The sequence below is a fragment of the Roseiconus nitratireducens genome (assembly GCF_008629675.1).
Lineage (GTDB): Bacteria > Planctomycetota > Planctomycetia > Pirellulales > Pirellulaceae > Stieleria > Stieleria nitratireducens.
The window spans coordinates 350,810-369,008 of sequence record NZ_VWOX01000009.1; the positions used below are offsets into that span (position 1 = coordinate 350,810).

Genomic DNA, 18,199 nt, shown 5'->3' on the forward strand with positions numbered 1-18,199 from the left:
AGAAGTTGACATTCCAAGACGACTCTAGCTCATCCAGCCGATCATCGTCCACAAGCGACACGCTGTACAGAAGAGACGCAACGTAGAACCCAAATCTCTGGCACGGCGTGGGCAAATCTGGCTCTGAATCATCAAAGGCGAAATGGCAATGTAGCCCAGTGACGGTATCCAATTTCCGAAAGTCCTTGGCTTCAGTATTTCCCAGTGTTATAGGAACGTTTGAACCAGCCCCGCATCGTGCAATCGCATCAAAGGCGGTTAGTGAACAACATCGGACCTTGCCCACAATCTCGTCTCCCGTGGTACGCACAACTGATGCCTGGGAAACGCCGGGAAGAGCAAGCAGGAGTTGCTGTATTCGCGATAATGAAGCGTCATCGGTCACAACTGTGAAGGATCCTCTGCTGAAATCGGATAACGGCAGGGTTCAGCGGGGCCGCGCAAGCGACTCACCATCCGAGAAAAGCGTCAACTCGCGGCCTCCGCGTGCAACCGATGGTTCCCCGATTCTGGCGTCAGTTAAACGGGTCGCCACCGAAGGGGTCGTCATTGAGCTTAAGTTCTCCCGTTGTAGGGTCCATTCGGCCCGCGATCTCTTTAAGCGGGCTCCGGTCACGAACGCTGTCTCTGACGCGTTGAAGTGTACCAAGTATTTCAGGCACGTGCCGTCCGGTTGAAATGTCCGCATCAATCAAATCAACAATGCGTTGATTCAGTTTGGAGTCAGGCCTGATCTCGACAAGCATCTCCTTGCGGTCGCGGCGGGTAAGCACCGCGACGGGTTGCATTTGATTCTTGCGTGCGGCACGCGTCCAATATCCGGAATGCGGAAAGAACAGCATTAGCGTGCCGCCATCGTGGCGATCGAACCTGGCCCCGTGTGACCCGCCGTCGAAGCAGATGTCAAGCTCGCGGAATGTGAGCGATGCGCTGCCCTGCAACTTCGTTGGAACGTTGGATGCGATCTCGCCAAAAAAGCGGTTCAGCGGTGGGTCACCGTTAGGCGAAATGAGTTGCCCGCTCGCGTGACCAGCAAAGATGGCGATGGTAAGCAGTGCGAATTCGCGTCTCATAGATTTCAGTCGGGGAACGGTAGGGATCACCGGGGCCGCGAGAATGATTCAGCCAAACCGATTGACGTGACTCGCGGCCTCCGGGTGCATCCCATGGTTATCCGATCTCTCATCGGGTGGGCGAGAATCGTCGAATACGATCCAATAGCGCCTCGGGTAATTGAACCAATACGACGTCATGCCGAATCGCCGACGCCGTCTTTTCCAGTGCCTTTCGAGAGTGGTGGCGAGGTCCGTCGGGACGTGAGTCGGGGTACGCCAAAATAACCGTCTTGCGATCGTTGCATTCGATCATCAGTACTCGCGGCGGCTCATCGAGCGGAGATTGGTCCACAATTTCATGCAACAGAACGTCGTCCGGTACACCGCGGACAACCATATCAGCATTCGCGACCGCTGCGAAAGTCACGCCCGGGTTGAACGGGTCATGTATCGCAAACACCGGCATGCGGCATCGATCGCACAAGAAGACATTTTGCTCGAGTTGGGTCGATATGCTTGGCCCATCTAAGCACGTTGGGCATTTGACCGGTGCGTCCGACTTGTTCGTCATTCGGATAACGTTAGCGATATGCGGGTCGCCGCGATGAACCTGACGTTTTCGAGAACCATCCTCGGCGACTCCGCATCATCGCATGGTTTATCGTCTGTCTAACCCGGCCAGCAAGAACGAATCCAATTCGACTCTCAACTCTTCCTGAAGATCATGTGCGTTGGCAGCTAGAAGATAGTCGCGTGCGTCAATATGGCGTTGCTTGATGCTGTCAATCTCCTCCATTCGGTCTCGAAAACTCAGGAGTTTCTCCGTCGGTGCACAGTACAAGTATGCAATTTTGAATTCATCATCGATCGATCGCAAGTGCTTTGCACCGCTCGCTTCCAATGTCTGCTCGGCAAGTAACAAACTTGGGTCAGCAGGATGGACATTAAGAGTGTCGCAATCAATCTGCACATTTCTTACAAGATACTCTTCGCGGAAACGAATGATTAGGTTTGATCGTTTCGAATTGCTGGCATCAACCCGTTCGCGGAATCTAATTCGCCGGCGCTCCCTCCACCATTGAGATTGCTCCGATGATACGGCAATGTGAATCTCAGAGGATTTGAGCGACGAATTGATCGTCTGATTGCGCCGGATCAATTCGCGTTGGATGAGAGCAGGATCCCATCCGATATTAAGAGGCAGATGAAAGTACACGTGATCGATGAACGTTACAAATCACCGAGTCGCCGCAAAAGACGCGACCTCAAAAAAGATTCAACTCGGCGACTTCGGTTCATTTGATTGTTATCCGACTTCTTGGCCACCATTAACTAGGTCGTCAATCGTGCTCTTTATGTCTGCGTATCCGGGGCAAGAGGGGTCCATATCGAATCCTAGCAGGCAACCATTTGCTCGGCCACGCACCGTTCCAGCCTCCCATGAAATGAAGAATCCGTCACCACTTTCAACTTCACCCGTAAGTTGAAAACCGACATCGGGAAAAGCGCGTTTCTGTCGGTAGGTACGATTCTGAAGCGAGGCAAGGATTTGCGGATCTACTGGAGGCCAGAAAGAGCGAAGCGTTGTGAAGATCTCCCGGAGAAGTCCTTCGTCGATTGCAACAGGAGAATCAATAACGAACCGACGTTTGAACCAGACAGCACTGTAGCCGCGGAACGAATCAGATTGACGAGCACGTCCGACCGTTGCTCCCGTTGCACCATAAAGAGTTAACGACGATTTCATTCGGATAACGTTGGGCACAACCGAGACGCGGCCAACGACTCACCACTTCAAAAACCTTGGCTCCGCGTCTTCGGTTCATGCCATGGTTCCCCACCATTGTACTGCACTGGATCGAACCGGAAGTAGTGCGCATCAACAATCGTTGCTGTAGCGTAGTGAGCGGCCAGCGCTCCAGCGTACATTAACGCAATGATGCCGTAAACAATCGCAATCGCGAAGACTATCGGCGCGAACAGGGCAAAAGCGATCCGCAAGAGCAGATGGAACTCGCTCCGCAATGTAAGCAGCGAGAAGCCGCCGAAGAAGGCAGCGAACGATTCACTGGCAGTATCATGAAAACGACGCCGCCAGACCTCGCTACGTCGATGAGCGGTCTTACGCAACCGAAACAATCGTGGCCATGCACGCTTGTAGTACCAGTGCTTTGCGTCGGCTTCAGGCGGCGGCAGATCGTGAATCACCATTTGATTGAGTTTGACGCGAAGAAAAACCGTGGTTCGCGGTTTTGGGGAACGCTGGCGGTCACCTGGCCGCCGCGGTTGATTTTCAATCTTGTACAAACGCAATTCGGCGGCTCAGGTGCACCGCATTGTTCGTCGATGCTGGGAGCCGAGGTCACGTGGTGGCGGTGTCGGTAGTCCGATGGTTTTCGACATTGTCGTACGGGCTAATGGTCTGCCGCGGGGCGAACCATACCTCGGCGTTGGTTACGCGAGTCGGAACGTGACTTTTATTTTGAGCCGCATCGGGTCCGGCCGACTCCAACCAATCCCGGGTCAAACAGCACGATTAATTTGGCGGTTCGCTTTGGTCATCACCGTCGACAGTTCGAGACCGCATGCAATGTTCTGCTCTAATCATCCGACGAACGACGGCGGTAACCGAGCCGCCGCCAAAAATCATTGAATTCAAAAAACCGGTCATCGGCGGCTTCGGTTCACCGCTTGGTTCTGTCGCTATTGGGCGTGCATTTTGAGAAACTTCGCGTCAACGTCAGGCGGATCCGTTTCGTTATATTTAGCGAATAGGATCTCGTTCTCGATCCAAAATCGAGAAATGAATCTCTCGAAGGATGTTTCCCATATGTTAAATTCGGTTTCTTTGAGTTCGTCTATTTCGTAGTCCATGTCGTCGGCGTCGAAATATTCGTATGACGAGACCACACAATGATCCGAACCATCCGCGTTCAGGTACAAGTACCAGAAGGCGCAGTCTTGTTGATCGTGTAGGAATCGGAGCAGGTATCCGTTGGCGAATGGCAGGACGTTTTCAGCGAGATTCAGGTAGCACGCCGTTACCGAGCGCAAATGTTTGTGCCATTCCGGTGTGCGAATGAACGTCACGAATTCTTGCGGAAGTTTGGATCCGTTTTCCTCGGCGGATGCGATTGCTGCGTCAAGTTGCATTGGAAGGTCATCGGCACGCTCGTCCCCGATGGCCCATTCGTCGTGCGTTGGAGTTGCCGCCAGCCATGCGAACGTGCCATCAAGAACATGTGGAAGATCCTTAATGCTGGCTTCATTCGAGAAAGGTGAGTCAGCGGTTTGCATGTGGGCCTTTGCGACAGAACGTTGGCGATATGCGGGTCGCCGCGTTGGACCTGATGTCTTCGAGAACCATCCTCGGCGACTCCGCATCATCGCATGGTTACCCGCCGTTTTTCTGATCGTCAGGTAAGTGGTCGAGACTTTTGAAATTCGGTTTCGAAGGAAGTCGTCGAATGCGCTGATCCGTCATCGAATGGATTGCTGTGCGCGTCAGTAGTAGCATGATCCCAACGAAGGGGATGATCAAATAGGGAAGCGGAGAGTTCTCAAACGAGCTGTAAATGGCAAACGAAATGGCAACGTAGCCGGTGAGCCAAAGCATCGAGCCAATCCGCATCCGCTTTGCATCACGCAAAGCTCGTCGCAGAATCCGGGGGTCAAAAAGGTCGCGTAGCGAGGTAATCGTGTCGCTGAATGCAAGCAGAAGAGAAACGACAAGAAGGAGGCTGATTGAAGCTCCCGCAAGCGTGATGGCGTACGCGTTCCACATTGTCGGCTAGCGATATCAACCAGGGCTAAAAAGGCGTTGATGCACGAGCGGACCGATTTCAAGACTTGCCGGGTAACGACCGCGATAACCGAGTCGCGGCGATTGATTCTCAATTGCCAAAAACGGGGACTCCGCGACTTCGGTTCATCGCATGGTTCCGCATATTCTGGGTTACCAAGCTTTCGACGATCTTTGCCATTTTTCGTCCGACTTGTCAGGCGGTAGCCATAGCCGTGCTACACCCGCGTCGCCCAAGGTAAGGCCTGGATTCGCAAACGAAAGAAGAACCCCAGATTCGTGAGGCCGGACCAGGCACAGCATACCAGACAAAGGTCCGTCAAGCGTTGAGAACCAACTGTGAATGATATTCGTCTTCATCTTCTGGCGTTTCAGCGTTGGCGTGACAATGTTTGTAGAACGCGGGATTCCGAGCTTGTCGATGCTTGTAAGACATTCCGCAACAGCGCCTCCAACAAGATCGGGGATTGCGCAAAGGTCCTCCGCACGCCTGCCGTCGTCAAATTTTCCAGCGATTCCAAGCTGTATTTTCGGCATTCCAAATGGACACATGCGATCCAGCAAACAACCGATCACGTTACCCGCTTCAATCTGGGATTGCTCATTGCTTACAATTTCATCTTCGTCGGTGAGCCACATTAGGTTCTGGCCTGTCGTCGCTAGGCCGCTGACCAAGAGCGATCCAAACAAGGCGACTTGAGTCAGCTTCGCGAGAACACGAGGCTTGAATGCCGAAGGGTCTCCAACACTATACCCAAGGTTGGACGCAGCCATCTCCTTGTCGATCGCGACGCAAAGCAGAACGCCGTTGATTCGTGACGATGCCTTTAGAAACGGAACGAGTGCTTTCTGGCGTTGCGCATCGTTGAGGCTTTTGAATGCGTGTCGCCGCCCGTCGTCCAGATATTTGTTCCGAATAGATATCCGTTCAGACTCCCATTCTGAGAGCACGCCTGGGCGATCCGCAAGCAAGAACGTCAACAGCTGGTAGCCTGATGATTGGTGATCGCCAGAATAGTCGGCCGCAAGCACGAGATCTGAATCACGACGCAAGTCGGGAAATCTTACCAGCCCATTGGATTCTCCGTACGCAATCTGCTGTCCAAATTGAATCTGCAATTCGTCGACAGCGGCTTGAGGGGTTTGCCAAATCATTTCGAGGAAAAGAATCTTCTATTGCGGAACGGTAGTGATAACCGAGTCGCGGGGGTTGATTGACTATTGCGAAATCGCCCGACTCCGCGACTTCGGTTCATCGCATGGTTCGCCGCATCGCTATTGGTCTTCAGTCTCAACGCGTCCCATCATATCACGACTGTGTCGAGCTCTGAACGAAACCTCGATTGGGCCCATCACAGTGCTTTGAAACATCGCTCTGATTTGATCAATCGGAATCCCGTGTTCAGTGAGCGTTTTGTCGGTCACCATCTTCGGCTTGAATCGTTTCCAATCGGAAGGGCATACCAGAAATCGATAGGCACGTTTGAGCGGAAACCGCTCAAGCACTGCATTTGTTGTGGGACAAAATAGAACAGCTCCCTTCCACTTGGCTTTGTCCGAGCGAGCAGCATCCGCGACAGCCGCCTTTACGGCATCCGGCATCCAGTCAGGTGGATTATCCAGGCTGAATGTGTCATGACGACACTCGCAGAGCGGAACTGCCTCGGAACCCGCGAATAGATCATCCAGATCCTGTGCGAGAGAAACGTCTTCAGCACCTAGAATCGCAAGCAGGGTTAGGATGCGAATTAGTGTCAACATGATCAAGAGCCGCGATCAAACTATTGTCGGCGAACGACGGCGATAACCGAGTCGCGGCGAGTGATTTACCATTGCCAAAACCAACGACTCCGCGACTTCGGTTCATCGCTTGGTTACGTCTTTGAGCGTGTATCAAGTCTTGACAAGACCAGCGAAAGCCCACAGACCAATACGCCGGCTAGCCATATCTGGCTTAAGTTGATGAATTGCCAGTACCCAATGCCATGTACAAGTACAAAAACGGGACGGAATCCCAAAATAGCCAACGTTAGCATCCAGGGCAGCACGGCTACCAGAGTGATCGTCCAATACCAACGTTGAGAAACAAACGCGTCGACCATAATAGTGATGAGCGTCGCTGATGCAATTGCGGGAAGCGTCAGGTCCCCGGGTGGAGCTTGCGACGGAGGCAAAAGCATCGTCAATAGGAACGTGACGACGATGTACGACACTACGTTGGCGATAAGCGTTCGCCTCTTTTTCTCCTTGTTGGGTGCTACAGCGTCTGATCTAACCGACGCTTCGTATGGGTTTTTAAAGTCCATCACGACTGCCGACGTAACGTTACCGATCACCCTGTCCGCGCGGCTGATCGTCCATTGCCGAAACGCCCTGACTCGCGGACTCGGGTGCATCGGATGGTTACCCGCCGAACGGGTCTCCGCCAGCATTAGTATCTTGTTCTTCCTGTAGCCGCTTGGCGAAGCCCTGGGTGCTTTTTACGACTACGGGCTTCGAGGAGTTTGAGTTTGTGAGTGTTTGGTAGAGACCCGATGTAACTGCGTAGGGCATATTGTCCGTCACGAAAGCCTCAATTGGCTCGACCGATAGCCTTATGCCGAGGTGACGATTGCCGTTCGCAGTAGGTGCGAGCAATTGCTTGCTGGCGGGAACAACGGTCAGAGACACTCTGCTTTCATCGATCTGCGGAATAGCGTTAACGAGAGCCTGCAATGTCTCAAACGCTGTACCATCCTTCGCCATGATCAGCATTTTTGCTTCAGCGAGATCAGACCTATCTACAGAAACAAAGATATCAACGGATGGAACCGGTGAGGGTGATTCAGCGTAGCCGAATTGTGTGAAAGGAAGTGCGACCGAGAGAAATACCGTGATCATCAGAAGGTTGCATGACATTGCATGTCTCCAAGAAAGGGAAAGTTTGCGAACACAAGTCGAAAAGCGATCAGTCGGGTAACGGGACGGATCACGCGGTCGCCGCGAGCAATCCTCCACTTCAATAACCACAACTCGGCGACTCGTCGTGCATCCGATGGTTATCCGCGTTTGCCGACACAACGGATGTGCGAAACGACACGCCAGCCGAGGTAAACTTCGAAATCTGAAACCAGTTTAGCGATGTTGCCGTGCAGATCAGTGTGCACCCAGAGTCGGAATGGAACGTTGTTCGTAAAACCAACAATGTTCAATTGTGTTTCATTGTATCGTGAGAGCGTTTGCAGACCAACAACGTCATCAACTGCAACCTCTTCTGCCAATGCGGCCGATTCTACGCGTACGAAACCTTGCTTGAGATCGAAAACGATGTGCTGGCCGTGTCGCTGAAACCTCCAGGGCAGCGTCAAGGCGACGACGAAAAGCAGGACGAAAATTACGCCAAAGATAATGGCGAGCCATTTCATCTCGATATCGTAACGTTCTTGGCCCCACGGATAGAGGATCCAGAGGGCGAAACATGGAACTGAACAGACAAGCGAAAAAAGGCCGTGGTACAAGTGTGATCGTGTCAGCGCAACCTCTGCGCCGTTCGGCGTTTTCGATATCCGCAGCGACTGCGACAAATCGCGAGGTGCGTATCCATGATCTATCCATGACAACGGAATCGATTTAGCACCAGCACCCATGCACTTCATTCGGATAACGTTACCGATCACTCGGTCGGCGCGAGCGATCTTCCATTGTCGAAACGGCCCGGCTCGCCGACTCGAGTGCATCGGCTGGTTCGGCCTCTGCGACCTGCATCCGCGACTGTCGGCGACGGAACTCCACGCTGGCCGCGAACACGAAACCGTGCAATCCACAGGTGCCGTGAACCACAAAGCACTTTGCTCCGCCAGCCGAGAGCTGAGACGCCAAATCCTCGGTTCCGTCATACCTGGTCACCGGCCAGCCGTGGTTTTTGGTCCGTGCCAACAGCTCGGAATATTGGCCGAGCATGAACACTGGGTCGGACTCCTTCACGTCAAACAGTACGTTGGCCGGGTACGGCCCCGGGCCGACCTTCTGTTGCTCGAAGTGGTGGACGACAACACCCTCGAAAAGGATGTCCGTGTACTCGGGCGGCTCCGCGTGTGGGTAGACGGTATGCAGGACGATATGGCATCGCTCATGGTCAACCGATTGGGCGTACACCCAATTGTCATGAACGCTGACTCGCATGAGTGTCTTCCGTTGGCCGAACGTCACGGATCACGCGGTCGCCGCGAGCGATCCTCCACTTCAAAAACCACGACTCGGCGACTCGTCGTGCATCCGATTGTTATCCGTCATCCTCTTCCCCGTTGAACTCGTGGAGCAGTTTAATCGCCTGGACAGGGTCATCCAGGTAAGCAACCACCACGGTACACGATTTGCTCGGCAACGCTTTGATCCGCTTTGCAGTCAGAAATGATTGGAGTGAATCGTTCGCGGACGGAATGTTTGTATCGAATATGTAGACCATCGAATCACGAGACTCTTCGTCGGTTTCGAAGATCAGTCCAGATTGACCGCTGTCACTCTCGTAAGGCTCACGAAGCGACACATGAAACTTGTCGGTGTACCATTCGTCGACGTCTTCCAACGAAACATCCGTCCAATACAGCAAACTGTTGCTTGCTGGCAGCGAAATCTCTTCGAGTGTAAGGTGAGCAACTTCGCGCCCATCTGGATGCACGTAGCGATTAAGGGCCTCACGGTTCAGTTTTGCGCGACTTGGTTCACCCGAACATCCAAGCAAGACCGAAGCAAACGAAACCAGGATCGCTAGAACGAGGATCTTTATCACGGGCAACTACATCGAGTACGGATAACGTTACCGATCACCCGGTCCGCGCGGTTGATCGTACATTTTCGAAACGCCCCGACTCGCGGACTCGGGTGCATCGGATGGTTCCCCGCTCCTCAGTAACACTAACAAGCACGCCGAGAATGTCAGGCACCGTGCAGGCTGTTATCGTCGTCCAGTATAGCCCTGAATTCCGGACCGGGAGCGTCCGGCGTCCAGCCCAGTCTGCACGCATCATCCATTACGCGACGAACGAGTGACGGTTTGACTGAATGGCGAGCGCCGGGGCCGTGTATCCATAGGTCATTCAGAGACAGGCGGACGACCAACCGTTGCCCGCATTCGGATTGGACCACAAGCAAACCTTCCCCTGGAGACGAAGAAGGAATCGCACGCACCGATACTGACCAGCGAAGGTCGATTCCGTCGTAGTGGATTGGGCTACTGCGTCGTTTCTGGAGCGACATCAAAATGTGATCGCCACATGGATCTCAGTCGGGGAACGTTAACGATCACGTGGTCGCCGCGAACGACTCACCACTTCAATAAACTCAACTCGGCGACTCACGTGCATCGTCTGGTTCCCCGCAGTCTTTCTCACGTGCATCGTCTGGTTCCCCGCAGTCTTTCTCGTCAGCACCGGGCGAAAGTGAGTCGCGGGTGTAGGAAAGGATGTATCCCGAGTGTACCAGTTCACCGGTTGCGTGTGCATCATCGATCAGTGCACGTAATTCGATCTCGTCGCGTATTCCGTAGCGTTTGGCGAGTTTAGAACCAGCAAACGACGACAGGCGAGACCAGTCAAAGCCGTCGATCTGTCCATCATCACCAAAGTCAAAATCAACCGACTTGTCAGGTAACCGTACCGCGCATCCGAATCCGTGAATGAAGTATTCGCCCCCACCGGCAAGTTCACCACGCCCGGGAACGTCGTAGCCAACCCATTCGATTGTCGACGAGGGGCGGGGGATACCGGTGGCTTCGAGTGCGGCGACGGCGCGAGCAACCGTCGCTTTATAGTCGTCGATTAGCGGACGGAGCCGATCATCCATCTCCAGCTACATTTAGTCGGGGAACGGCCGCGATAACCGAGTCGCGGCGGTGGATTCTCTATTGTCAAAAACGGCGACTCCGCGACTTCGGTTCATCGCATGGTTCGTCGGGTTTTGGAGAGAGCCAAAGGGCGCTAACGAAGCAATCCGTCTCGAACCAGTTGTGAACGCTCAATTGTCTCGCCACCATTTGCAGTCAACAAGGCACGTACGATTTCTTGTGGAGTATTTGGGTCCAGATGAAACACCGCACCATCAGCGAAGGCGACCAGCGGGCCACGCTCGCGCGGGCTGGAGATTCCGGGGCCATTAGGATCATTTATCGCAAACGTCATTTGATCGAAGTGTAGGTCGTTTGGTTCTGACCAGAAGGCATCAAGGGTGTGAGATTCGGCGAGCACGACGGTGTTTGCGACGCCGTCGCCGATGTCATCGTATGTAATCGCGTAGTCATCTGGCCATGCCGTCTCGTTTCCAACAACCGCGAAGTAGTGGACGTGGAAATCAGAGTTGCCATCCACTTCCGCAGTGCGAAATGGCCAGGCGTAGTCGATCGGTCCATCGTACGGGCCCATTGTCTTGATAAGCGGTTCTCCGAACTCGTCGAGCGGAGGTGCATCAATGTGTACGTCAAGTCCGCCAGCAAGTCGCATGTTGAAAGGGCCATCCCACGCCTCGTCCCACCGATATAGTTGGTTAACGCCAGCAAGATATGGCGTAACAAGTGTCCGCCAACTGTGCATAGGTTTGCGATTGGGATCAAGGAGAACGTGTGGTGGGAGTTGGTTGTACTGAGCGGCGTAGTTGTCGATGCCGAGCATCACTTGCCGAAGGTTGTTGCGGCTGGACATGATGCGTGCGGCACGCGAAGAGTGACCGACGAGTGCTGCGAAACCGATGACAAGTCCACAAACGGCGATTACTGCGATGAACAGGGAATAGTATCGAGAGTTTAAGCGTTTGATGAAACTATCCTCGACGAACGTCTGCGTTAACGCGGTGGGCGCGTTTGACTTTGGTTTCAGAACACGCGTGATCGCCCACTCGCGTTCAACGCTTTGTTATTTTTCGATTTCGTATTCGGCCAGTTCCGTGCCATCGCAGCTCACGAGCATCCGTGAATCTCGAATCGATTCGATGCGACATTCTTTTCGCTGCTTGGCGTTTGCCATTGGTGCAAGTTTACATTTCCCCGAGGAGACATCAAGAATGCCCAGTTGATAGTTTGCGGGATTCGGTTTGACGTAGAGCGGTTCGGCTTCGTTGATCGGGACATAGTTTGGTGCATCGCCCAGAATGATGAAGATGCGGCCGTCGTGAAATCGGTAGGAATAGTAGTTACCGTCAACGTGCAATGACAAATCCTTGGCCGCGAAACGCCAGATGTCGTTGCCATTCTTATCGCGGCGAAGAATGACGAAATCATCGCGATGCCCTTCGACTTTTATCGTGTGGCCGTCGGTTTCCAGCGTTTTATTGTCGTACAGTTTGTGTTGCGGTCCTGATCGATCTTCATTGTTTGGCTCGTTAGTCTTAACGGACGAACAATCGTGCCCCGTGCGAACATCGAGTATTCGCCCACGCGTCGTGACGACGTATTGATCGACAAGGCATTTAGGTACATCGCGAAATTCGTTGGTGAATCCCGGGACGTAGTCGAAACATCGGAGCAGCTTTCCCCAAAGTCCACGGCCGTGATTGACCCACCGAAGCTTCCCTGTTTGTGCATCTATACCGTAAACCCCGAAGCCGGCCGTCCATGGACCATCGGATCGTGTTTCGGATGCGACAATCACATCGTGCGCACATCCGCATACGGTCGTCGGACGGAAGAATCGGCGAGTCCAATATTGTGTGCCAGTTTCGGCATCGAGTGCGAACCATTGACCGATGACGTATTGGCCGTAGTAGTCCACGTGGCCGTACCATTTCGAGAGCCCAGTTGGGTTCGAGTAGGTCCATCGTGGTTCAAGCATCGCATTGGGTCAGCAAAATAACGTTACAAATCACCGAGTCGCCGCGAAAGACGCGACCTCAAAACAAACCCAACTCGGCGACTTCGGTGCATTTGATTGTTATCCGTCCCCCGGCATCAATTCCATCGTGAACGCAACAAGTCTCGATGCGTTGCGGAAATCACTAATTCGCTGCACATGAAGGACGCGACCGTTTTCGATCCATGCAATTTCTCCATTTGCGTGAATCATAGCAGTGCCCGCTTCATCAACCAATTTCATCCATCCCGGAATTTCTCTAAGTGGCGCGTAGTCAGAAGAAACTGCGGTGCAGTCGGCATAGTGAAAATGCAAACGCCCATTGGGGTTCCGCTTTTGGTACTGGACGAGGAACTCCGCGAAACGCGTGTGCCAAATGTGAGTCATTCCCCAGTCGACGTGCACAAACACAACCGCACGTTTGGAGTTTAACGCATTCTGGACTACGTGTCGCACGTCTGTGTCCGCAGCGGAAGCTTCCTGAAAGCCACGAACAATCTCCGAGACCAATTGATCCTCAGTTTCAAATTCTGCTGGGCTGGCCGCATTCGACAATAGCGCAGAACAAGACAGCAGAATGGAGTAGAAAGTTCGCAAAGCCAGTTTCCTGGTACGGATAACGTTGGCGATCACGCGGTCGCCGCGAATGATCATCCACTTCAAAAACCACGACTCGGCGACTCGTCGTGCATCGCGTTGTTACCCGCCGATACCGATAAACCTATCCGTCGCGAGGCTTCTTCCCATTGTACCAGGTAAGTATGGCAGTTCCGATTCTTGAACATGCTTTCGAAACGCCGTAGTAGAGGTAGCCCCAAGAAATTACTGCACCCAAAAATGCAAGACCGCAAATTACCGGCAAAACAATCAAAGAAATGAGAGTGTCAGGGAAACGAAGACCAGGATCGCCGTTGAATGCAGCAAATAGCGTGGTGAACAGCAGTAACAGAAAGAACGGAGCCGAGAATATCGCAACAGTCCCAATCCGCTCCCGCGCGGAAAGACGCTCTCTCATGCATGTGCCCGTCGCCACGCAGACCAATGCGACGAAGCACAAGAGCCCGAACAACGCTGACGCGAGAAATGGATGTGCCACGGTATTCGGACGAGTCGTCGAACTGCCAGCAAGAGTTGTTCTGTCGGGTAACGGTACGGATCACGTGGTCGCCGCGAACGATTGACCACTTCAAACAACGCAACTCGGCGACTCACGTGCATCCGATGGTTATCCCGCCCCTGGTCGAACGCGTGGAATCGTGAGAAAGCTCATCACACCCCGAAGTCCGAGGAAGGCGATTGGCAGGAAGTACAGGCACGGAACAACGTAGAAGTAGACCGTGTGATACGCATATTCGGAAATCGCGACTAGAAATGCACATGCTGTGACGAAACCCAGAAGAAGCCGCAGAGAGACACGTGTTTTTGTGAGCCAGATGAAGACGCTGGCGACGCCCACCAGGCAGAGAACTGAATTTAAGACAATCAAACTGCTGTCAGGGCGAAATCGTTCAGTTCCATCGTGCATAATCTCCGTTGCCGGATAGAAAATTGGGAAGCCGCTTAGTAAGTAAATGCGGTCAACAAATACGTGTGATTCTGGAGTGTTGATGCGATTGAAAATCTCGGTGGAGTCCGTAAATGGATGGGCAGGGACATTCATCCACAGCGCAACCAACGCCCACACTGCCGCTCCAATAGCGGCGGAAAGACAAAATTTTCTTGGTGCCACAGAGTTCATGTGAGAATGCTTTCGGGATAACAATATAATTATCCCGGCTCAGACCGGGGATAAAGTGAATATCGGGGGTTTTATCCGACTGCGTTGCCGGTGGCGGCCCCTCATTGAGATTGATAGCTTATCCCCTTCGGGATCGCAGCGTCAAATCTTTCGCTCCTTGTCCCGACCCCGTTCTGATTGTCGCGAGATGCTGCTGCGATAGCATTTCGGTGCTTTGTCGACTGGGGCGGGGAATCAACGATCGACAGATTGCGGGAAGCGCTCGATAGAGCACCCTTTGGGAAGAGTGATCGAAAGTAATTCCTGATTTGGAATCGTCGCTACGCCGAATTCTCACGTCAAAACTTCGTCGAAACGCTTCGCATCGAGCGAGAAAGAGGATTCATGAGCCGGCGACGAGCGGGTGCTTTGGAACACCTTCGGTACCATGGGTGGCCCCACCGATGCTCGCTGATTGGGCGACCTGTTCTCACCGAAGGGCCGGATCGCAACCGAGGCATTCTCGCTGGTGGGATGTACCGGGTCAAGTTTTGGGGGTTTTGCCGTCCACCTACCAGCTGGCACCATGCACGACGTCTGATCCGGGAGCTAGCACACCACCGGATTATCGACTGCCACGCTATCGCTTATCTCGCATTCTGCCCTCGCCTCACGCCGACAGTTTTCCGTAGAGCGTTTCATGGCCGACCGACCGAAACGGACGCGGAATCGCTAAACCCTCTCTTGACAACGGCTTGGCGATATCCGAAAACTGAGAACGTTCACGAAGAGGGTTTCCTTCGGGGAGCTTTTTCAAAACGTGGAATTCATCCGCCACACCAGTTAACGCACAAAGCCGAGAGCAAACGCCCTCGGCTTTTTCGCGTTTTCTCCCGTGTTTGACGCACTTTTGCGAACCGGCGAACTTCTTAGAGCGCTCTCGCGCCGTCGACGTTCTGCCCGTCACCAACCGCCGACGCCAATTCTCACCCCAAACTCTCGCGCTCTCTGCGCCAATTGCCCGTTCTGGTTAACAACCCGGTTGGTTTCGGGGTCGGAATGAACCGGACGCGGAAAGGGTTGTGCGAGATGGATCGCTTGTGGCAGCATACCGGTTTCGATCACCGCGTCGCACAGGCGATACCCTAAGGGATCATCGACGTCGGGAGATCCGGATGCGTCTGTCGCGATGGCAAGACTTAATGAATTTGGTTTGCGGCACGGCTTTGAAATAGTGGAATCGCCATGGCGAGCATGGCAGAGACTTGCAGGGCAATAGAGCATGGACTGGGAGAATCTTCGCGTAGTCGCTTGCAGGATCAACTTAGGGAGAGAGGCTGGCGGGGATGTGGCTTCCGCTTCTGCTGCGCTGGCTGAAGTGTTGTCAAATGATCCCTCGCTAAAGGTGGATCCGGTCAGGGGCGAAAGTAAACTTGAGGCTGCACCGGGGGAAGTGTTTTGGCACCAGTGCTGGACGCCGTGCCGCGGTCTTCCTGTCGGGTTTGAGTTGCTTGTCCCGTTTTCGATCGAGGGAGCGGTAAAGGGACTTGAGACGTTGCGAAAGTTCAACGATGTATTCGATGCGAGGTTGACTGTCGGATTTGAGTCTGCAGCAACCGTTACAATCAATTTTCAAAGGGGAACGCCGGTCCATCATCGTGACAGCAAGCTATTGGCTGCCTTGAATGTTCCCCTTCGAGATGGAGGTGCCGATCTATTCGATGCTTCCGCGTCCTGCGCTTTGCACGTGTTGCAGCGGCTTGGACTTGCTGGAAGGATGCATTTGTCGCTTGATTCCGGGAAGCACGTTTTCGAGCCTACGATGTGCAAGCTTGAGGATGGCGAACTCCACGGCAACGGTAATGACTGGAGATTGTTGATTGCCGCTCGGAAAATCGTCAATTTTGGAACCGCGGAGTCCACATGGAATGTGATGCGACAGTGTGCGGCAAATCACCTCGGTGCTGCGAGCTACATTAGGCTGCGGTACAGTTGCCCTGAGGATGAAGTGCACGAATGCGTTGCGTATCTCGCTAAGACACACCGTGTCTGGCGATTGAGGGCCGATGTAATTGCGAGCGAGCAGTACAGTCCCTTCGCCGATCCTGGATGTGCGGCGAGGCTTCCTGCGTGGACAGCAAGTATCGCCCCAAAAGGTTTCGCACCAGTGCCAGTTGTTGGTGCCTCAGCGGAATACCGGAAAGGCGAAGCAAGCCTTCTGGTGCATACCGATCGAGGGCTCGAATGGCTCAACGACATCCTTGAGACTTCCGGCTTGTCCAGTAACGCTCAGCTGCTGGAACAAGATGAAATCTATCCCGAGCTGTAAGAAGGTGGAGAGCAATGCCATTTCCTGACGTGCAGCTTGATCGCGGCGCGACCCTGGAGGAAGCGTTCTCGCAATCGCTCGCCGCTTTCGAAGCTGCCGGTGTCTACGCACACAAGCACGAGCTCGCGGAGCCGTTGCCAGGAGTTGGGATGGTGTTCTCCTGTCACGAAGACGGGAAGAACTGCATGTTCATTGTCCGCGTTGATCCATGGGACGATGCCAGTGCTCAAGAGGTTTTGGCATTGGCGACTGCGTTAGCGAAGGCTCCTCCATTTATGCGAACGTCGAGCTATCACTTTATCTCGGCATTCCCGGTTCCGGAGGAGCTGACGGAGCGGCTTGCGGAGATTGCCTCGGCGTGAGGCAATCGGGAATCGCTGTTGCTAGCCCTTGGCCCCAGCCGGTGCTGCCTTTAGATTTCCGTAAAGCGTTTTCAGCCCTGCCGACCGAAACGGACACGGCCCCCGACACCAATGCTCACCCCAAACTCTCGCGCTCTCTGCGCAGAACGCCCGTTCTGGTTAACAACCCGGTTGGTTTCGGGGTCGGTATGAACCGGGTTGGAAAGTGCCCTGCCAGACGGCTCGAGTGTGGCAGCATTCCATCGGACGTCTTCCGATCGCATATCGGTTTTCGGCTGCAGCAACGTCTCTCAAACGAGATGGTACGCGTTTGAATTACTACCAACACTGTCGCATTCCTAGTTCACGCACTCGATGAAGATTGATCCACCGTTGGATTGATGTCTTCTCGTATTCACGTGCCCCGTCATGCCACTCAGTTGCGGAATAGGGAGTGATTGCACGTTAAAATGCACAGACGCCACTGTGAGCCGCGGTGCGAATTGACCATCACGTCGGACCGCCAGGCCAGCAAGCTGATAGTGATACCATCGACGATTTCCCTTCCACCATGGCTGAAGACCGAAATGAGGTTTAATCGGCTGAAAGAACGGTTTCGATTCTGTCCCCGGTGCTCAGGAGTCCGCGCGTGGATCCCGATGAGAGAGAAGGATGAAGGCTACATCGTTAGCCGCGATTTGATATTCGGTGCGCCCTCGCTTTGCGTGGGCACTTTCGAGTGTCGCTGCTGCGGTCTCCAACAAGAGTTCAAGCAACGACGATGGCCGCCCTCGGTCTGTCGGCGATTGAAAGAGATGGATCCCCATGAAGAGTACAACGAATGGCTCACGCGTGAATCCAGGTCGAAGAGGCAGGCTTTAGACAGAGAGATCGGCTCCCGAAAAGAGCGGTACATGGAAACTCACAGCGAATTGGCGCGGTTTCCCCGGAGACACGAGGCCGTCTTTAATGACGAAAATGAGCACAACCCTCTAATTCTAGAGAACTGCTCCGGATGCGATGGCTCGGGAGCAGCGAGGGAAAAGGTCTGCACCTCATGTGGAGGTAGCGGGCTTACGGGGCAAGTGGTGCCGTACTTTTTAAATGATCATCCTGTTGCATTTGTGCGACCAAACAAACA

20 protein-coding genes are annotated in these 18,199 nt (G+C 53.7%); 3 read left to right on the forward strand and 17 right to left on the reverse strand.

All coding sequences use genetic code 11. From position 1 onward, the window contains the following. Positions 1-515: 515 nt before the first annotated feature. The gene (locus FYK55_RS17125) at positions 516-1,073 is read right to left on the reverse strand and encodes a hypothetical protein (RefSeq protein WP_150077645.1); all 558 of its coding nucleotides are present in this window, start codon (positions 1,071-1,073) and stop codon (positions 516-518) included. Between the two features lie 340 nt (positions 1,074-1,413). On the opposite strand from FYK55_RS17125, the gene FYK55_RS29160 reads away from it, so the two are divergent. After that, positions 1,414-1,584, forward strand: coding sequence for a hypothetical protein (locus tag FYK55_RS29160; RefSeq protein ID WP_161604578.1), 171 nt, complete (start codon positions 1,414-1,416; stop codon positions 1,582-1,584). A 129-nt stretch (positions 1,585-1,713) separates the two neighbouring features. Here FYK55_RS29160 and FYK55_RS17130 read toward each other — a convergent pair whose 3' ends face one another. From FYK55_RS17130 to FYK55_RS17210, 16 genes are all read right to left on the reverse strand, one after another. Beyond that, on the reverse strand, positions 1,714-2,271 hold the full coding sequence (locus tag FYK55_RS17130) for a hypothetical protein (RefSeq protein ID WP_150077646.1): 558 nt from the start codon (positions 2,269-2,271) through the stop codon (positions 1,714-1,716). Positions 2,272-2,361: 90 nt separating this feature from the next. Next, complete coding sequence (locus tag FYK55_RS17135; protein ID WP_150077647.1) at positions 2,362-2,802, reverse strand: hypothetical protein; 441 nt, start codon at positions 2,800-2,802, stop codon at positions 2,362-2,364. Between the two features lie 47 nt (positions 2,803-2,849). Beyond that, complete coding sequence (locus FYK55_RS17140; RefSeq protein ID WP_161604579.1) at positions 2,850-3,362, reverse strand: hypothetical protein; 513 nt, start codon at positions 3,360-3,362, stop codon at positions 2,850-2,852. Between the two features lie 396 nt (positions 3,363-3,758). Beyond that, positions 3,759-4,352, reverse strand: a complete 594-nt coding sequence (locus tag FYK55_RS17145) for a hypothetical protein (protein WP_150077649.1) — start codon at positions 4,350-4,352, stop codon at positions 3,759-3,761. Between the two features lie 97 nt (positions 4,353-4,449). Further along, positions 4,450-4,839 (reverse strand): hypothetical protein, encoded by a 390-nt coding sequence (locus tag FYK55_RS17150; protein ID WP_150077650.1) that lies wholly within the window; start codon positions 4,837-4,839, stop codon positions 4,450-4,452. 171 nt (positions 4,840-5,010) lie between these two features. Continuing rightward, positions 5,011-6,012 (reverse strand): hypothetical protein, encoded by a 1,002-nt coding sequence (locus FYK55_RS29165; RefSeq protein ID WP_161604580.1) that lies wholly within the window; start codon positions 6,010-6,012, stop codon positions 5,011-5,013. A 120-nt stretch (positions 6,013-6,132) separates the two neighbouring features. Next, positions 6,133-6,618 carry a hypothetical protein gene (locus tag FYK55_RS17165; protein WP_150077653.1) on the reverse strand — a complete coding sequence of 162 codons (486 nt, stop codon included), beginning with the start codon at positions 6,616-6,618 and terminating at the stop codon, positions 6,133-6,135. Positions 6,619-7,260: 642 nt separating this feature from the next. Next, a complete protein-coding gene (locus FYK55_RS17170) occupies positions 7,261-7,755 on the reverse strand; it encodes a hypothetical protein (RefSeq protein WP_150077654.1) in 495 nt (164 codons plus the stop codon). Between the two features lie 140 nt (positions 7,756-7,895). Beyond that, positions 7,896-8,261 (reverse strand): hypothetical protein, encoded by a 366-nt coding sequence (locus FYK55_RS29170; protein WP_161604581.1) that lies wholly within the window; start codon positions 8,259-8,261, stop codon positions 7,896-7,898. 241 nt (positions 8,262-8,502) lie between these two features. Then, on the reverse strand, positions 8,503-9,018 hold the full coding sequence (locus tag FYK55_RS17180; protein ID WP_150077656.1) for a hypothetical protein: 516 nt from the start codon (positions 9,016-9,018) through the stop codon (positions 8,503-8,505). Between the two features lie 100 nt (positions 9,019-9,118). Next, on the reverse strand, positions 9,119-9,625 hold the full coding sequence (locus tag FYK55_RS17185; protein ID WP_150077657.1) for a hypothetical protein: 507 nt from the start codon (positions 9,623-9,625) through the stop codon (positions 9,119-9,121). A 551-nt stretch (positions 9,626-10,176) separates the two neighbouring features. Beyond that, on the reverse strand, positions 10,177-10,677 hold the full coding sequence (locus tag FYK55_RS17190; protein WP_201743735.1) for a DUF6896 domain-containing protein: 501 nt from the start codon (positions 10,675-10,677) through the stop codon (positions 10,177-10,179). A gap of 134 nt (positions 10,678-10,811) precedes the next feature. Beyond that, on the reverse strand, positions 10,812-11,528 hold the full coding sequence (locus FYK55_RS17195) for a DUF1559 family PulG-like putative transporter (RefSeq protein WP_161604582.1): 717 nt from the start codon (positions 11,526-11,528) through the stop codon (positions 10,812-10,814). Between the two features lie 210 nt (positions 11,529-11,738). Next, on the reverse strand, positions 11,739-12,653 hold the full coding sequence (locus FYK55_RS17200) for a PQQ-binding-like beta-propeller repeat protein (protein WP_150077659.1): 915 nt from the start codon (positions 12,651-12,653) through the stop codon (positions 11,739-11,741). 99 nt (positions 12,654-12,752) lie between these two features. Further along, a complete protein-coding gene (locus tag FYK55_RS17205; protein WP_161604583.1) occupies positions 12,753-13,325 on the reverse strand; it encodes a hypothetical protein in 573 nt (190 codons plus the stop codon). Positions 13,326-13,896: 571 nt separating this feature from the next. Further along, on the reverse strand, positions 13,897-14,409 hold the full coding sequence (locus FYK55_RS17210) for a hypothetical protein (RefSeq protein WP_150077661.1): 513 nt from the start codon (positions 14,407-14,409) through the stop codon (positions 13,897-13,899). Between the two features lie 1,261 nt (positions 14,410-15,670). Here FYK55_RS17210 and FYK55_RS17215 point away from each other — a divergent pair. Together FYK55_RS17215 and FYK55_RS17220 are read left to right on the forward strand one after the other, a co-directional pair. Beyond that, positions 15,671-16,717 (forward strand): hypothetical protein, encoded by a 1,047-nt coding sequence (locus FYK55_RS17215; RefSeq protein ID WP_161604584.1) that lies wholly within the window; start codon positions 15,671-15,673, stop codon positions 16,715-16,717. Between the two features lie 14 nt (positions 16,718-16,731). Further along, complete coding sequence (locus tag FYK55_RS17220) at positions 16,732-17,079, forward strand: hypothetical protein (RefSeq protein ID WP_150077663.1); 348 nt, start codon at positions 16,732-16,734, stop codon at positions 17,077-17,079. The last annotated feature ends 1,120 nt before the right edge of the window (positions 17,080-18,199 follow it).

Coding starts and splice junctions, on each gene's coding strand:
- FYK55_RS17125 (WP_150077645.1), bottom strand. CDS start 1,073: ATGAGACGCGAATTCGCACTGCTTACCATCGCCATCTTTGCTGGTCAC.
- FYK55_RS17165 (WP_150077653.1), bottom strand. CDS start 6,618: ATGTTGACACTAATTCGCATCCTAACCCTGCTTGCGATTCTAGGTGCT.
- FYK55_RS17195 (WP_161604582.1), bottom strand. CDS start 11,528: ATGTCCAGCCGCAACAACCTTCGGCAAGTGATGCTCGGCATCGACAAC.
- FYK55_RS17170 (WP_150077654.1), bottom strand. CDS start 7,755: ATGTCATGCAACCTTCTGATGATCACGGTATTTCTCTCGGTCGCACTT.
- FYK55_RS17205 (WP_161604583.1), bottom strand. CDS start 13,325: ATGATCATTCGCGGCGACCGCGTGATCGCCAACGTTATCCGTACCAGG.
- FYK55_RS29170 (WP_161604581.1), bottom strand. CDS start 8,261: ATGAAATGGCTCGCCATTATCTTTGGCGTAATTTTCGTCCTGCTTTTC.
- FYK55_RS29165 (WP_161604580.1), bottom strand. CDS start 6,012: ATGATTTGGCAAACCCCTCAAGCCGCTGTCGACGAATTGCAGATTCAA.
- FYK55_RS17210 (WP_150077661.1), bottom strand. CDS start 14,409: ATGAACTCTGTGGCACCAAGAAAATTTTGTCTTTCCGCCGCTATTGGA.
- FYK55_RS17150 (WP_150077650.1), bottom strand. CDS start 4,839: ATGTGGAACGCGTACGCCATCACGCTTGCGGGAGCTTCAATCAGCCTC.
- FYK55_RS17145 (WP_150077649.1), bottom strand. CDS start 4,352: ATGCAAACCGCTGACTCACCTTTCTCGAATGAAGCCAGCATTAAGGAT.
- FYK55_RS17200 (WP_150077659.1), bottom strand. CDS start 12,653: ATGCTTGAACCACGATGGACCTACTCGAACCCAACTGGGCTCTCGAAA.
- FYK55_RS29160 (WP_161604578.1), top strand. CDS start 1,414: ATGCAACAGAACGTCGTCCGGTACACCGCGGACAACCATATCAGCATT.
- FYK55_RS17190 (WP_201743735.1), bottom strand. CDS start 10,677: ATGGATGATCGGCTCCGTCCGCTAATCGACGACTATAAAGCGACGGTT.
- FYK55_RS17220 (WP_150077663.1), top strand. CDS start 16,732: ATGCCATTTCCTGACGTGCAGCTTGATCGCGGCGCGACCCTGGAGGAA.
- FYK55_RS17135 (WP_150077647.1), bottom strand. CDS start 2,802: ATGAAATCGTCGTTAACTCTTTATGGTGCAACGGGAGCAACGGTCGGA.
- FYK55_RS17180 (WP_150077656.1), bottom strand. CDS start 9,018: ATGCGAGTCAGCGTTCATGACAATTGGGTGTACGCCCAATCGGTTGAC.
- FYK55_RS17215 (WP_161604584.1), top strand. CDS start 15,671: ATGGACTGGGAGAATCTTCGCGTAGTCGCTTGCAGGATCAACTTAGGG.